Below are 12761 nucleotides of genomic sequence, written 5' to 3'. Positions count from 1 at the left end.
AAAATCAAAGGGTTTCCGGCGGGTCCGGTGGGCCAGCGGCCTAGACCTCCAACACAATTTTGCCAATATGTGCCGAGGTCTCCATGCGCCGGTGCGCGTCGGATGCCCTTTCCAGCGGGAAAGAGCTGTCCATCAGCGGTTTGACGCGGCCTTCGCGCAAAAGCGGCATCACTTTCGCTTCAATCGCAGCCACCATGGCTGCCTTGTCCGCATTACTACGGGGGCGCAAGGTCGAGCCGGTATGGGTCAACCGTTTCACCATCACCTTTGCGATGTTGACGCTGACCTTGGGGCCGTTGAGGGTTGCGATCTGCACGATGCGGCCGTCGACCGCGGCGGCGTCATAGTTGCGGTCGACATACTCGCCGGCGACCATGTCGAGGATCAGATTGACGCCGGCCTTGTCGGTCTCTTCCTTGACCACGGCGACGAAGTCTTCGGTCTTGTAGTTGATGGCGCGGTCGGCGCCGAGCTTGAGGCAGGCATCGATCTTGTCCTGCGATCCGACGGTGACGAACACTTTTGCGCCGAACGCCTTCGCGAGCTGGATCGCCATGGTGCCGATGCCGGAAGAGCCGCCATGGATCAGCAGCGTCTCGCCGGCCTTCAGGCCGCCGCGCTCGAACACATTGTGCCAGACCGTCATCAGGGTTTCCGGCAGCGCACCGGCTTCCGTGATCGACAGCGCCGGCGGCACGCTCATCGCCTGGGCGTCCTGCGCGATGCAGTACTGCGCATAGCCGCCGCCGGCGACGAGCGACATCACCTTGTCGCCGATCTTGTGCTTTTTGGCATTGCTGCCGACGGCGACCACTTCACCGGCGATTTCGAGGCCGGGCAGGTCGCTGGCGCCGGGCGGCGGCGGATAGGCACCGGAACGCTGCGCCACATCGGGTCGGTTGACACCGGCGGCCTCCACCTTGACCAAGATCTCGTCGGGACCGGGCTGCGGCAGGGCCCGTTGTTCCGGCACCAGCACCTCCGGTCCGCCGGGCTTGGAGATGGCGACCACGGTCATTTGCGCGGGCAGCTTGTCCATGATGTGTCCTTGAGCAAAGGTGCGAGGGGGAACGAGGCCTTTGATTAGCCAGCGCGGTCCGGGCTGGCAACCGCCTCAGCCGTGTGATCCGCGAACGCAGGAGGAACCACGATGCCGACCGAAGACGACGACCGCCCGCGCAAGAAGGTCACCCACGAGATCGGACAGGATCTCTCACTGTTGTCGGTCGAGGAACTGACCGAGCGCGTGACCCTGCTCAAGACCGAGATCGCAAGATTGGAAGAAGCCGCCACCAAGAAGCGCGCCTCGCGCGATGCGGCGAACAGCGTCTTCAAGTCGTAGAACTCGACGCTGGAGCGGGCCTGACCACCATCCATAGTCCTCATCCTGAGGAGACCGCGTAGCGGTCGTCTCGAAGGATGGCCGCGGGCGAGAGCGGGGGCCAGCATGGTTCGAGACGCGCGCGATGCGCGCTCCTCACCATGAGGGGCTGCCGCGCTTTGCCGTTCGTTCCGCAGCACACTCGGCCAGTGACCGACATGGCTAACGAACCCTCAAAAAAATCGTTCGTTTACTCCTGATTAAGCTTTCGAGTTTATGACTGGAACTGTCCTCGTTTGGACACCGAGTGGCTCCTGTCCACTCTGTTTGACGCCTCCCTGTTATCAACTTTCAAAGCCGCCGGTTTTCCGGCGGCTCTTTTTTGCGTCTAGACTCGGTTGAATTCCGAGGAATGACCCGCGGAAACCATATCCGCGCTTGCCGCTGGACTCCGCGGTTCGCTCGCGCAATGATTTGTTCATCATAAGCCGGCGCCAAAGCCGGACGGGTAAACAGTTGCGTAAGGGGCGTTAACCATGGAACGTTTGCAAGCCGACGGCGCTCTCGTTCAACTCAGCGAGCGGTTCACCAATTCTGCGGCCTTTGGCGCCCTGTTCCGTGAAGGCATGGATCTGGTCGAAGAGACCGCCGCCTATCTCGACGGCGCCGGCCGCAACGAGGCCAAGGCGCTCGATCGCGCCGTCAGCCTCACCTATGCGACCGAGAGCATGCGCCTGACCACGCGCCTGATGCAGCTCGCCTCGTGGCTGCTGCTGCATCGTGCGGTGAAGGAAGGCGAGATGACGCTGGTCCAGGCCAACCGCGAGAAGACCAAGGTCAAGCTCAGCGCAGCGGATCCCGGCCCCGCCGACACCATCGAGAAGCTGCCGTCAATGCTCCAGGAGCTGATCCATCGCTCGATGAGCCTGCAGACCCGCGTCCGCCGCCTCGACACCACCATTCACAACCCGCCGGTCGATCACCCCTCGATCGGCAATCCGCTGGTGCCGCATCTCAACGCGCTGAAGGCCGCGTTCGAGCGGTAAGGTCACAGCTGCCGTAGCTGTAAGCCCCGCTCTCGTCGAGTGGGCAAAGGCGCAAAGCGCCGTGCCCACCATTTCTCTCTAAAGACCGCGAAAGTCCGTGGGCACGCTTCGCTTTGCCCACACTACTGGTCTTTCGCCTTGTTCGACGACACGCCCACAAAACCAACACCGTCACCCTGAGGTGGCCGCTTCTTCAGCGGCGCTCGAAGGGCGACGGCCCGGCTCCGTCCCGGCCGTTCATCCTTCGAGGCTCCCCACGCGACGCGCTGCGCCGCGCGGCTCGCACCTCAGGATGACGGGTCTGGTAGCAACGCGACGGTGGTTCCCAAAACAAAAACGCCCCCGGTTTCCCGGGGGCGTTTTTCGTCTCCAGCCTTGCGGCCTGGATCAATCCTTTTTGAGGAAGCCCGAAAACTTCTTCTGGAAGCGCGAGACGCGGCCGCCGCGATCCATCAGCTGGGCGTTGCCGCCGGTCCAAGCCGGGTGCGACTTCGGGTCGATGTCGAGGTTCAGCGTGTCGCCTTCCTTGCCCCAGGTGGAGCGGGTCAGGTACTCGGTTCCGTCGGTCATCACGACCTTAATCGTATGATAATTCGGGTGAATCTCGGCTTTCATGGCAATTCCTAGGGCGACCGGCGCCGCTCGCTTGAGTGATGTCGATGACGGATTTGGCGGCTCTATACCCCACGGAGCCCCCTAAAACAAGTCATTGTGGGACAAGGAGAACCGGGCACCGCTTAAGGGACATCCCGGATTTGCCACAACCGGTCCCCCGGCCTATCTGGAGCAGACTTATCTCTTTTGGTCGGATTCCAATGAGCGCAGTAGAACGGCTTGAAACCGGGCCCGCAGAAGAAGCCCCGTCGATCGAAGCCGAGCTGATCGAGCAGCCTGAGAAGGGCCGCGCCAAGCTGCGGCCGCTGATGGCGCTTGCGCCTTACGTGGCCCGCTATCGCGGCCGGGCGGCGCTCGCCTTCGTCTCGCTGACGGTCGCGGCGCTGACCACGCTGCTGGTGCCGGTCGCGGTGCGTCGGATGATCGATTTCGGCCTGACGCCGGAAGGCATCGCGATGATCAACAGCTACTTCTCGGTGATGATCGCGGTGGTCGCCGTGCTCGCACTGGCAAGCGCGTCGCGTTACTACCTCGTGATGACGATCGGCGAGCGCATTGTTGCCGATCTCAGGCGCGACGTGTTTGCGCATCTGTTGTCGCTCTCGCCGGCCTTCTTCGATTCCGCGCGCAGCGGCGAACTGGTGTCGCGGCTCACCGCCGACACCACGCAGATCAAATCCGCGGTCGGCGCCTCCGTCTCGATCGCGCTGCGCAATCTGATGATGTTCTTCGGCGCGGCGACGATGATGGTGATCACCAGCCCGCGTCTGTCCGGCTTCGTGCTGCTTGCGATCCCCTTGATTGTGCTGCCCCTGGTTGCCTTCGGGCGCTGGGTGCGGCGGCTGTCGCGCAATGCGCAGGATACGCTTGCCGACGCGTCCGCCTATGCAGGCGAGCTGATTGGCGCGATCCGCACCGTGCAGGCCTATACCAGCGAAGGCCTGGCCGCGAAGCGTTTTGGCGGCGAGGTCGAGCAGGCCTACGAGGCCGCGCGCACGTCCACGCAAGCTCGCGCGGTTCTCACCGCCATCGTCATCTTCATCGTGTTCGCAAGCGTGGTCGGGATCCTCTGGATCGGCTCGCATGACGTGCTCACCGGCGCGATCACGCCGGGCCGGCTCGGTCAGTTCGTGCTCTATGCGGCCTTCGCGGCCGCAGGCCTCGGCCAGCTCAGCGAGGTCTGGGGCGAGGTTTCGGCTGCATCAGGCGCTGCGGAACGCCTGTTCGAGATCCTGCACGTGCAGCCCGACATCAGGGCGCCGGCGTCGCCGCGCGCGCTGCCGGTGCCCGGCCGCGGCGAGGTCGGCTTCGATCACGTCAGCTTCTCTTATCCGGCGCGGCCCGACGTCAACGTGCTCGACGCCGTGTCGTTCACGGTGCGGCCCGGCGAGAAGGTTGCGATCGTCGGCCCGTCCGGCGCCGGCAAGAGCACGATCTTTCATCTGCTGCTGCGCTTCTACGATCCGCGGGGCGGCGCGATCTCACTCGACGGCGTGCCGGTGAAGTCTTCCGACCCGCGCGATTTCCGGTCCCGCATCGCTTTGGTGCCGCAGGAATCCAACGTGTTCGCGGCGAGCGCGCGCGAGAACATCCGCTTCGGCCGGCCCGATGCGACCGATGCCGAGGTCGAGCGTGCCGCCGAGCTCGCGCATGCCACCGAGTTCATCCGGCGCCTGCCCGAAGGTTTCGACACCCCGCTCGGCGAGCGCGGCGTGACGCTCTCCGGCGGCCAGCGCCAGCGCATCGCGATTGCGCGCGCCATCCTGCGCGATGCGCCGCTGCTGTTGCTCGATGAAGCCACCTCCGCACTCGACGCCGAAAGCGAGACGTTGGTGCAGACCGCGCTCGAGGAGCTGATGAGCCACCGCACCACTCTGGTGATCGCGCATCGTCTCGCCACGGTGCTGTCCTGTGATCGCATCCTGGTGATGGACCAGGGCAAGATCGTCGAGCAGGGCACGCATGCCGAGCTTGTCGCTGCGAACGGGCTCTATGCGCGGCTCGCGAGGTTGCAGTTCGAGGGGGCGTGAGGCGGGCCTCGCCTCCGATACCGACGCGCCATCTCGACGATACGCTGTCCCGCCGCCACCGCCTCGGTGTGATCTTGAGAAAAATTCAGCCGGATACTGTTCGGGTAGGGACCGAACTCAGTACCGGGCGTCACGATGACGCCTGCCTGATGGCGCAGCAACCGTACGAAATCCGCTAGCTCGACCGCGAGCGGTGGCAGCGTCGGGAACAGATAACTCCCGGCCTGCGGCTCGCGGGTAGCCAGTCCTCCGTCGCGAAGAACACCAAGAAGATCGTTGCGGATCGCTTGATGTTTCAAGATCCGCTCTTCCAGCCAGCCCGCCGGCTCTCGAAACCATGTGCGAAGAACCGCCTGATTGTAGCCTGCGGCGCGCAGCGAGACGATAGCCTGCAGCTTCTCCATCCGCTCGATGACCGCCGGCGCACCGAATGCGATACCCAGCCTGTAGCCGCTCAGCGACTCCGTCTTCGATGGGCCCATGATGGTGATGATGCGCTCCGCCGGCAGTCCGGCGGCGCGGATATGCGCATAAGCCTCGTTCGGATAAAGAAGTCGGGCGTAGAGTTGATCGGCGATGATTGTCACGCCAAACGCGGCGGCGAGCCGGGCGATCTCCACGATTTCTCGCTTGGAATAGACAGCGCCGGTCGGATTGTTCGGATTCGAGAACAGAAATACGCGCGCGCCAGCTTCGAACGCGGCTTGAAGCTGTACGAGGTTGAGACCGGCTTCGTCGGAGCCGCAGAGATAATCCATCGTCACCGGTACCGGACGCCCGCCGAAGAATTCGACGAGCTTTCGGTTGGCAAAATAGTCCGGCTGGACAATCGCCACTTGATCGCCGGGGCTGACCAGCGACGCGACCGCCAGGAACAGGGCGCCTTGCGTGCCCGGCGTGACGATCGTGCCGTCGTCGGCGGAGACGGGCGCGCCTGTGAACGTGGCGAGCGCTTCGGACAGCCCGGCGCGGATGTCGGCCGTTCCGCGGTACTCTGTGTAGGCCTGCCGTCCTCCGGCCGCGAGCGCCTCCAAAAAATGATCGGAAGCACCGGGCGTCGGCAGGAAGGCATCGACGTCACCGTGCGAGAAATCGACCGGGCGTCCGGACAATTTCCGGCCACGCATCAGGTTGCCGACATCTCCCGCGGCCTGACGTACTTCCTGGCCCGGCGCGTGAGCGGTGGCCAGCGCGACGAATCTGTCGATGATCATTGCGGCAATGAGACCGGTCGCGACGCGACTTGCGCCGATTTGTGCAAATCGACCAGCTCGGCAAGCGAGTTGACGGTCAACGACGGATCGGCAGTGGCCGCCAGGGTCGCTCCGGTGCCTTTCTTTCCATGGCGGCGGTTCACCCAGACGGTCGTCAGGCCAAGCCGGTTGCCGGGTGTGATATCGTGGTGCTTGCTTTGGGCGACGTGGAGTATCTCTTTCCTTTCGATCCGGTGCCGCGCAGCTTGTTCGAATGCCGCATCGAAATGCGGTTGGCCGGGCTTGTAAGAGCTCACGTCTTCCGCCGTGACCGTGAACAGGAACGGCACTTCCAGCATCCTGAGCGTGCCTGCGAGCGAAGAATTGTCGACATTCGAGAGGATGCCAAGCGCGAAGTACTGGCTGAGATATCGCAGGCTCTCGACAGTGTCCGCGAATGGACGCCAGAACGGCACGGATCGCGCGAACTCGCCCGCGCGGGCAGGGTTTTCATCCCAGCCAAACTGCTCTTCGATGTCCCGCCACGAGCGTCGGAGCACTTCGGGGTAAAGCAAGGTCGGGCGCGTCTGCTGATGCTTGGCCTGCATGAGAGCGAATGTGCTTACGACGAGTTCCGGAGGGACCTGAGAATTCATCTCCAGGAGCCATGGCTGCACCAGCTTCGATATGGAGGTGTCCCAGTCGATCAGCGTGCCGTAGCAATCGAACGTCAGCAGTTTGAATTTTGAGAATTCGAGCATTTACTTCTCTTCCTTGGAAAGTTCTTCCCGATGCAGGTGCGCCTGCAAGCGCTTGGTCGACGCGTCTGTCTGATCGACAATCAAGCGGCAGGCGTCTTCGATGTCGCCATCGCGAATCTTCGAGACGATGAGGAGATGGCTGTCGACCCAGTCGGAGCTGAGGCCGGAATTGGCCCACTCCGGAAGCAGGTAACGGTTGATCCCCTGGTACAGGCCGCCAATTTGCGCGAGCAGACGCGGCCGCTCGGCACGCTTGTACAGGCTGCGATGAAACTCCCAGTGCAGGTTGGCGCGATCGAGCGAATCCGACGCCTGGGCGGCCCTGGCCAGAACGGCCTCGGAATATTGCAGGTCGGCCGTGGTGAGACGTGGGGCCGAGTGACGCAGCGCATGCGGTTCGAGCAGACTGCGCAACTCGGCGATCTCAAGAAAGTCTTGCTCCGAGATCTGAGAGACGGTCACACCGCGGTTGGGATGCAGCACCGCCAGTCCGTCGGCGATCAGCCGCTGAAGCGCTTCGCGCACGGGCGCAACGCTGACGCCAAACCGCGCAGCGACGTCGTTTTGCTTGAGCTGTGCGCCGCCGGAGATCGTTCCCAGGAGGATCGCACGACGCAACTGCTCGGCGATGAGGTCCGAGGTCGAGAGCTTGACGGCCGAGATGCCGGCGAGGGCGTCGGATAGGGTCATTCTTGACATTCCTGTCATATCGCGTGATCTTAGATTATCGATAATCGAAGATCGATACGAAATCAAGGGCCTTTCGAGGCGCAGTCAGCGCGTAAGGAGTTGAAATATGGCAGAGATCTCTGAGACGACGATAATTGCGACCGATGAGCGAGCCAGTTCGCTCTCCCGGACTGCTCTGGCAGCCACCGTCGGCACCACGATCGAATGGTACGACTTCCAAGTCTACGGCTTGGCCGCGGCGCTCATTTTCAACTCGCAGTTCTTCCCGAACTTCGACCCCTTGGCCGGCACGCTGCTCTCATTCGCCACTTTCGCTGTCGGTTTTCTCGCTCGCCCGATCGGAGCGATTATCTTCGGGCACATGGGTGATCGCATCGGTCGCAAGTCGACGCTCATCACGACGTTCCTGCTGACGGGGGTTGCGACCCTCCTGGTCGGATGCCTTCCGAACTACGCTACCATTGGCGTATTCGCGCCTATCCTCCTCGTGCTTCTCCGCCTCATCCAGGGTATCGGCTTGGGCGGCGAATGGGGCGGCGCCGTGCTGGTCATGACCGAAGGCGAGGCGCAAACGCGCCGCGGGCTCCTGGGCAGCCTTCCACAGTTGGGCTCTCCTGCGGGACTAGTGATCGCGACATTGGTCTTCGCTTCGACCACAGCATTGGTCGGTACTGAACAATTCGCCTCGTGGGGCTGGCGACTGCCTTTCCTCCTGAGTCTCGTGCTGGTGGTTGTCGGCGCGTTCGCCAGGTTCTCGATGCCGGAAAGCCAGGCCTTTGCGAAGGCGAAACGTACGAACGCAATCGCGGCATTTCCGCTGGTGGAAACGTTGCGGACCCAGTGGCGTCAGGTTCTGCTCGCGGGCGGGCTGTTTCTTGTGACCAGCGGCGGCTTCTACGTCTATGTGACCTTCATGGTCGCGTACGGCTCGACAAGTCTCGGCCTGCCCAGGGAGCTGATGCTCAACGGCGTTCTGACATTTGCGATCACCGAACTGCTGATCATTGTCCCGGTGTGCGCGTTTTCCGATCGGATCGGACGCCGGCCGGTCTTCATCGCGGCAGCGATCTTCACGATCCTGTTCGCCTTTCCACTATTTTGGCTGGTGAACACGAAGGTCACGTCGTTGATCTTCCTCGGCATGGCCATCGGCGGAATATCCAACGGTGTCCTGTTCGGAATCATGGGATCGTTCGGTCCCGAATTGTTCAAGACCAGTGTCCGCTACACCGGAGCTTCTCTCGGGTATCAATTGTCAGCCGCACTCGGCGGTGGATTGACCCCTCTGATCGCGACAGCCTTGGTCAAATGGGCCGGCGGAAATTATTGGCCGGCTCCGGCCTGGCTCGCAGGTCTCGCATTGGTGAGCCTTATCGCCGCGATTGTCGCACCCGAAACGCGATCCCGCTCACTGTCCGACGAGATCGGCTGAAAATCGAAGAGAGTGTGCCTGGAAACGGTCGGGCGCACTCTCAACCGCTTGGCCAAAGATCAGTGTGCCGGCCCTTTGTGGTATCTGCTGCAATGGAGCTGACCAAGGGCATCTGGCCCATGATCGATTTGTCTGCCTGTTTTGCCCGACGTGTCAATGTCTTCGGCGCCGTCAGCGTTAGCTGCCGGCGACTGCGGCGCTACTGTGCATGGGGTCGTTTTCGCCAATTTGGTTTTCGCGCACTTGACCGCGCTCACGGGCACTTCGGCGAGCCCATCGGCACGTTCGGCCACGGCCAGTTCTTCCAGCTGCCGCCTTCGCCGATACAGGGTGCTCCGCTGTTGGCCGGAGCCGGACTGTCTGTCGGAGCGGGCGTGCTCGTTGGCGCTGGCGAACTCGTCGTCTCACTTGGCGTCTTGGGCGGCGGCGCGAGGCGCTGGTCGACGTAGATCGTCGACACATAGCCGGCGACGATGACGCCCAGAAAGACCGAAGACCCCTTGGCCAGATCGCTCAGCCGCATCGATCTTCTCCATTTGCTTGCCGGTTGCGACACTAGCAAACCGCGCAGGGCTTCTCCGTGACATCAGTCACGGCCGCCACGCCATCTTCAGCACGGGCCGTCCCGAGGTCGGGTTCACATCGTCGCCGGCATGCGCAAAGCCGTTACGCTCGTAGAAGCGAACGGCGCGGGCGTTGTCCTTGTTGACCAGCAACGTGACGCCGGCGGGTGACAGACGCTTGGCTTCGTCGACCAGCAGCCTTGCCGCGTCCGAGCCCCAATGCTCGGGATCGACCACGAGCTGGTCGAGATAGCCGTCGCCGTCGATGGTGACGAAACCGGTCAGCGCGCCGTCCTGTTCGGCAACCACGATCGCGGCCGTCGGCACCAGCTCGTTGCGCCAGCGCTCGCGCCACCACTCCACCCGCGCGGCAAAATCGATCTGCGGATAGGCCTGCTGCCAGGTGCGATGCCAGAGGTCGATCGTCGCCGCTTCGTCGGCGTCTACGTAGGGGCGGAGGTGGAGCGCGCTCACTACCGCTCCGTCAGCTTCAGCTCGATGCGGCGGTTGCGTTTGTAGGCGTCCTCGGTGTTGGCGGTGTCGAGCGGCTGGAATTCGCCGAAGCCGGCGGCAACCAGGCGCTGGGCGGGTACGCCGAGCGTGATCAGATATTGCACCACCGAGATCGAACGGGCGGCCGACAGGTCCCAGTTGGATTTGAAGTTCGGACCGTTGACCGGCCGCACGTCAGTGTGGCCATCGACGCGCAGCACCCAGGGGATCTCGTTCGGGATCTTCTTGTCGAGCTCGATCAGCGCTGTTGCCAATGTATCGAGCTCGGCGCGGCCTTCCGGCAGCAGGGTCGCCTGACCGGTGTCAAAGAATACTTCGGACTGGAACACGAAGCGATCGCCGACGATTCGGATGTCGGGTCGGTTGCCGAGAATGGTGCGGAGGCGGCCGAAGAATTCGGAGCGGTAGCGCGACAATTCCTGCACGCGCTGCGCCAAGGCAACATTCAGACGAGAACCCAGATCGGCAATGCGGTTCTGCGATTCCTTGTCGCGCTTCTCGCTGGCATCGAGCGCCTCTTCGAGGGCCGCCAATTGCCGGCGCAGCGCGCTGATCTGCTGGTTCAGCACCTCGATCTGCGCCAGCGCTCGCGCCGAGACCGCCTTCTCGGAGTCGAGCGCCTTGCCGAGCTCGGAGCTCTTGCCCTGCGCGTCGTTGCCGGCGGCGGCGAGCCCGTCATAGAGGCCCTTGATGCGGTCGCGCTCGCTCTCGGCGGACGCGAGGCCGGCCTTCAATTGCGAGACCTGGTCGTCGAGCGTCAGCTTGCCGAGCTTCTCCAGCGACAAGAGCTCGTTGAGCTGGGCGATCTTGGCGTTGAGCTGCTCCAGCGCCTTGTCCTTGCCGGTCACCTCCTGCGACAGGAAGAACTGCACGACCAGGAACACCGACAGCAGGAAAACGATCGACAGCACCAGCGTCGACAGCGCGTCGACGAATCCGGGCCAGTAGTTGAAGCCGGTTTCGCTGCGGCGGGTACGGGCAAGAGCCATTCAGGTGCCTTTGCGTTGTCGTTGTCTGCCCTAGTCCTGCGGGAGGTGGCAGACTGCTTCAATGTTGTGGCCGTCCGGATCGAGCACGAATGCTCCGTAGTAGTTTGCATGGTAATGCGGACGCAATCCGGGCGGTCCGTTGTCCTTGCCGCCTGCGGCGATCGCTTCATCATAGAAGCGCTGCACGGTTGCCCGATCGGACGCCGCAAAGGCGATGTGTGCGCCGGTCTGGGTCGGCTCACGCAGGCCGATCCAGAAGAAGGCCTTCGGACGGATGCCATAGCCGGCGAAGCGCTCGCCTTCGGCGTACAGACGCGCGATCCCCAGGGGCTGCAAGGCCTGATCGTAGAATGCCTTCGATCTCTCGATATCGGTGATGCCGATGGTGACGTGGTCCAGCATGGCCGCTCTCGATCAGCTAACTCTTTTCCGGCTGGCGCGCGATGCGCTCCAGTAGGCGGCGGATCTCGCGGTTCTGCTCGCCCTGGCCGTCGGCCCATTCGCGGATCATCTGCTGCTCGGTCCGCATGTGCGAGACCAGCGCCTGGATGGCTTCCGCGAGACTCGCCATCGCCGCAGTGGTGCCGCGGCTGGCGCTGCCTTCCTCGAGCACGGAGCGTAAGCGCTCGACTGCGGCCTGCAGTTCGCCGCTGGCAACCCCACCGCCAGCGGGGGCGGCAACAGTGACGTCGCCGCTGCCGTACTCGCGCACGGTGGTGGCGAGCCAGTCTTCGAGGTCGGTGTAGAAACGGTTCTGCGCCTGGCTCGATTGCAGGTCGAGAAAGCCGAGGATCAGCGAGCCGGCAAGGCCGAACAGGGAGCTCGAGAACGAGATGCCCATGCCGCCGAGCGGGGCGGCCAAGCCCTCCTTCAGCGTGTCGAACAGCGCGCCGGAATCGCCGCCGACCTTGAGGCCGTCGATCACCTTGCCGACCGAGCCGACCGTCTCGATCAAGCCCCAGAAGGTGCCGAGCAGGCCGAGGAAGACCAGCAGGCCGGTCATGTAGCGGGAGATGTCGCGGGCCTCGTCCAGGCGGGTCGCGATCGAATCGAGCAGATGCCGCATGGTGGTCTGCGTGATCGACATCCGCCCGCTGCGCTCGCCGCCCAGGATCATCGCCATCGGTGCCAGCAGTTTTGGGTGCCGGGCCGGCGCCAGGCCGGGGTCGGCGATGCGGAAATTGTTGACCCAGGAGACCTCGGGATAGAGCCGGATCACCTGGCGGAAGGCCAGGATGATGCCGATGAACATCACGCCGCCGATCAGGGCGTTCAGCCCGGGATTGGCGAAGAAGGCCTGGATGATCTGCTTGTAGAGCACCACGCCGACCAGTGTGCACAGCACCAGGAAAACCAGCATCCGCACCAGGAAGACACTGGGGGAGGATAGTTTTGTGTATTCGATGTCGAGGGAGGAGCGGGGCGAGGCGCCAGACGGCATGGCCGGTATCATCCGTTACGAAGCTTGCTTGCATCTGCACTATGGCACAGCGCCAGCCCAAAAAAAGCGCCGGTTGTGCCGATTTCGGGGCCGGTTCGGGAACCCAAAGCTGAAACCGCGCTTTGATTGAGACGTATTTTGCAAAACATCGGCATTCCACAGGCTTA

General features: G+C 63.3%; 14 protein-coding genes. 4 read left to right on the top strand and 10 right to left on the bottom strand.

All coding sequences use genetic code 11. From position 1 onward, the window contains the following. Window positions 1–40: 40 nt before the first annotated feature. Window positions 41–1039, bottom strand: coding sequence for an NAD(P)H-quinone oxidoreductase (locus FXB40_RS10440; protein WP_148772114.1), 999 nt, complete (start codon window positions 1037–1039; stop codon window positions 41–43). A gap of 111 nt (window positions 1040–1150) precedes the next feature. On the opposite strand from FXB40_RS10440, the gene FXB40_RS10435 reads away from it, so the two are divergent. After that, a complete protein-coding gene (locus tag FXB40_RS10435) occupies window positions 1151–1342 on the top strand; it encodes a DUF1192 domain-containing protein (RefSeq protein ID WP_148756366.1) in 192 nt (63 codons plus the stop codon). Between the two features lie 515 nt (window positions 1343–1857). Beyond that, the gene (gene rcdA / locus FXB40_RS10425; protein WP_148772113.1) at window positions 1858–2367 is read left to right on the top strand and encodes a protease adaptor protein RcdA; all 510 of its coding nucleotides are present in this window, start codon (window positions 1858–1860) and stop codon (window positions 2365–2367) included. 387 nt (window positions 2368–2754) lie between these two features. On the opposite strand, the gene rpmE is transcribed toward rcdA, so the two are convergent. Next, window positions 2755–2982 (bottom strand): 50S ribosomal protein L31, encoded by a 228-nt coding sequence (gene rpmE, locus FXB40_RS10420; protein WP_007599895.1) that lies wholly within the window; start codon window positions 2980–2982, stop codon window positions 2755–2757. Between the two features lie 200 nt (window positions 2983–3182). On the opposite strand from rpmE, the gene FXB40_RS10415 reads away from it, so the two are divergent. Then, window positions 3183–5012, top strand: coding sequence for an ABC transporter ATP-binding protein/permease (locus FXB40_RS10415; protein WP_148772112.1), 1830 nt, complete (start codon window positions 3183–3185; stop codon window positions 5010–5012). Here FXB40_RS10415 and FXB40_RS10410 read toward each other — a convergent pair. From FXB40_RS10410 to FXB40_RS10400, 3 genes are read right to left on the bottom strand one after another with little or no spacing between them, the layout of a single operon-like run. Further along, complete coding sequence (locus FXB40_RS10410; RefSeq protein ID WP_148772111.1) at window positions 4973–6226, bottom strand: pyridoxal phosphate-dependent aminotransferase; 1254 nt, start codon at window positions 6224–6226, stop codon at window positions 4973–4975. The genes FXB40_RS10415 and FXB40_RS10410 overlap by 40 nt on opposite strands. Next, window positions 6223–6966, bottom strand: coding sequence for an HAD hydrolase-like protein (locus tag FXB40_RS10405; RefSeq protein ID WP_148772110.1), 744 nt, complete (start codon window positions 6964–6966; stop codon window positions 6223–6225). Before FXB40_RS10405 ends, FXB40_RS10410 begins: the two co-directional genes overlap by 4 nt. After that, window positions 6967–7656: a GntR family transcriptional regulator gene (locus tag FXB40_RS10400; RefSeq protein ID WP_187436766.1), complete on the bottom strand. Its 690-nt coding sequence runs from the start codon at window positions 7654–7656 to the stop codon at window positions 6967–6969. Window positions 7657–7762: 106 nt separating this feature from the next. Between FXB40_RS10400 and FXB40_RS10395 the strand changes: the two genes are divergently transcribed. Further along, complete coding sequence (locus tag FXB40_RS10395; RefSeq protein ID WP_148772108.1) at window positions 7763–9088, top strand: MFS transporter; 1326 nt, start codon at window positions 7763–7765, stop codon at window positions 9086–9088. 253 nt (window positions 9089–9341) lie between these two features. On the opposite strand, the gene FXB40_RS10390 is transcribed toward FXB40_RS10395, so the two are convergent. The 5 genes from FXB40_RS10390 to FXB40_RS10370 all read right to left on the bottom strand — a co-directional run bounded on the left by FXB40_RS10390 (window position 9342) and on the right by FXB40_RS10370 (window position 12594). Then, a complete protein-coding gene (locus FXB40_RS10390) occupies window positions 9342–9611 on the bottom strand; it encodes a hypothetical protein (RefSeq protein WP_148772107.1) in 270 nt (89 codons plus the stop codon). A gap of 67 nt (window positions 9612–9678) precedes the next feature. After that, window positions 9679–10125, bottom strand: a complete 447-nt coding sequence (locus tag FXB40_RS10385; RefSeq protein WP_148772106.1) for a GNAT family N-acetyltransferase — start codon at window positions 10123–10125, stop codon at window positions 9679–9681. After that, the gene (locus FXB40_RS10380; RefSeq protein ID WP_148772105.1) at window positions 10125–11153 is read right to left on the bottom strand and encodes a peptidoglycan -binding protein; all 1029 of its coding nucleotides are present in this window, start codon (window positions 11151–11153) and stop codon (window positions 10125–10127) included. The genes FXB40_RS10385 and FXB40_RS10380 overlap by 1 nt, the downstream gene beginning before the upstream one ends. A gap of 30 nt (window positions 11154–11183) precedes the next feature. Next, on the bottom strand, window positions 11184–11555 hold the full coding sequence (locus FXB40_RS10375; RefSeq protein WP_148772104.1) for a VOC family protein: 372 nt from the start codon (window positions 11553–11555) through the stop codon (window positions 11184–11186). 16 nt (window positions 11556–11571) lie between these two features. Beyond that, entirely contained in the window at window positions 11572–12594 is a 1023-nt protein-coding gene (locus FXB40_RS10370; protein ID WP_187436765.1) for a flagellar motor protein MotA, read from the bottom strand. Between the last annotated feature and the right edge of the window lie 167 nt (window positions 12595–12761).

Origin of the sequence: Bradyrhizobium rifense, assembly GCF_008123425.1 — a bacterium.
In the GTDB taxonomy this organism is placed as follows: Bacteria; Pseudomonadota; Alphaproteobacteria; order Rhizobiales; family Xanthobacteraceae; genus Bradyrhizobium; species Bradyrhizobium rifense.
The sequence above is the reverse complement of the archived record's forward strand: the minus strand, read 5'-3'. Positions and strand labels throughout refer to the sequence as shown.

What these genes read in the sequence shown, in the direction of transcription:
- FXB40_RS10375 (WP_148772104.1), bottom strand. Translation starts at nt 11,555, where the DNA reads ATGCTGGACCACGTCACCATCGGCATCACCGATATCGAGAGATCGAAG.
- FXB40_RS10410 (WP_148772111.1), bottom strand. Translation starts at nt 6,226, where the DNA reads ATGATCATCGACAGATTCGTCGCGCTGGCCACCGCTCACGCGCCGGGC.
- FXB40_RS10400 (WP_187436766.1), bottom strand. Translation starts at nt 7,656, where the DNA reads ATGACCCTATCCGACGCCCTCGCCGGCATCTCGGCCGTCAAGCTCTCG.
- FXB40_RS10415 (WP_148772112.1), top strand. Translation starts at nt 3,183, where the DNA reads ATGAGCGCAGTAGAACGGCTTGAAACCGGGCCCGCAGAAGAAGCCCCG.
- FXB40_RS10435 (WP_148756366.1), top strand. Translation starts at nt 1,151, where the DNA reads ATGCCGACCGAAGACGACGACCGCCCGCGCAAGAAGGTCACCCACGAG.
- FXB40_RS10390 (WP_148772107.1), bottom strand. Translation starts at nt 9,611, where the DNA reads ATGCGGCTGAGCGATCTGGCCAAGGGGTCTTCGGTCTTTCTGGGCGTC.
- FXB40_RS10440 (WP_148772114.1), bottom strand. Translation starts at nt 1,039, where the DNA reads ATGGACAAGCTGCCCGCGCAAATGACCGTGGTCGCCATCTCCAAGCCC.
- rpmE (WP_007599895.1), bottom strand. Translation starts at nt 2,982, where the DNA reads ATGAAAGCCGAGATTCACCCGAATTATCATACGATTAAGGTCGTGATG.
- FXB40_RS10380 (WP_148772105.1), bottom strand. Translation starts at nt 11,153, where the DNA reads ATGGCTCTTGCCCGTACCCGCCGCAGCGAAACCGGCTTCAACTACTGG.
- rcdA (WP_148772113.1), top strand. Translation starts at nt 1,858, where the DNA reads ATGGAACGTTTGCAAGCCGACGGCGCTCTCGTTCAACTCAGCGAGCGG.
- FXB40_RS10370 (WP_187436765.1), bottom strand. Translation starts at nt 12,594, where the DNA reads ATGCCGTCTGGCGCCTCGCCCCGCTCCTCCCTCGACATCGAATACACA.
- FXB40_RS10405 (WP_148772110.1), bottom strand. Translation starts at nt 6,966, where the DNA reads ATGCTCGAATTCTCAAAATTCAAACTGCTGACGTTCGATTGCTACGGC.
- FXB40_RS10395 (WP_148772108.1), top strand. Translation starts at nt 7,763, where the DNA reads ATGGCAGAGATCTCTGAGACGACGATAATTGCGACCGATGAGCGAGCC.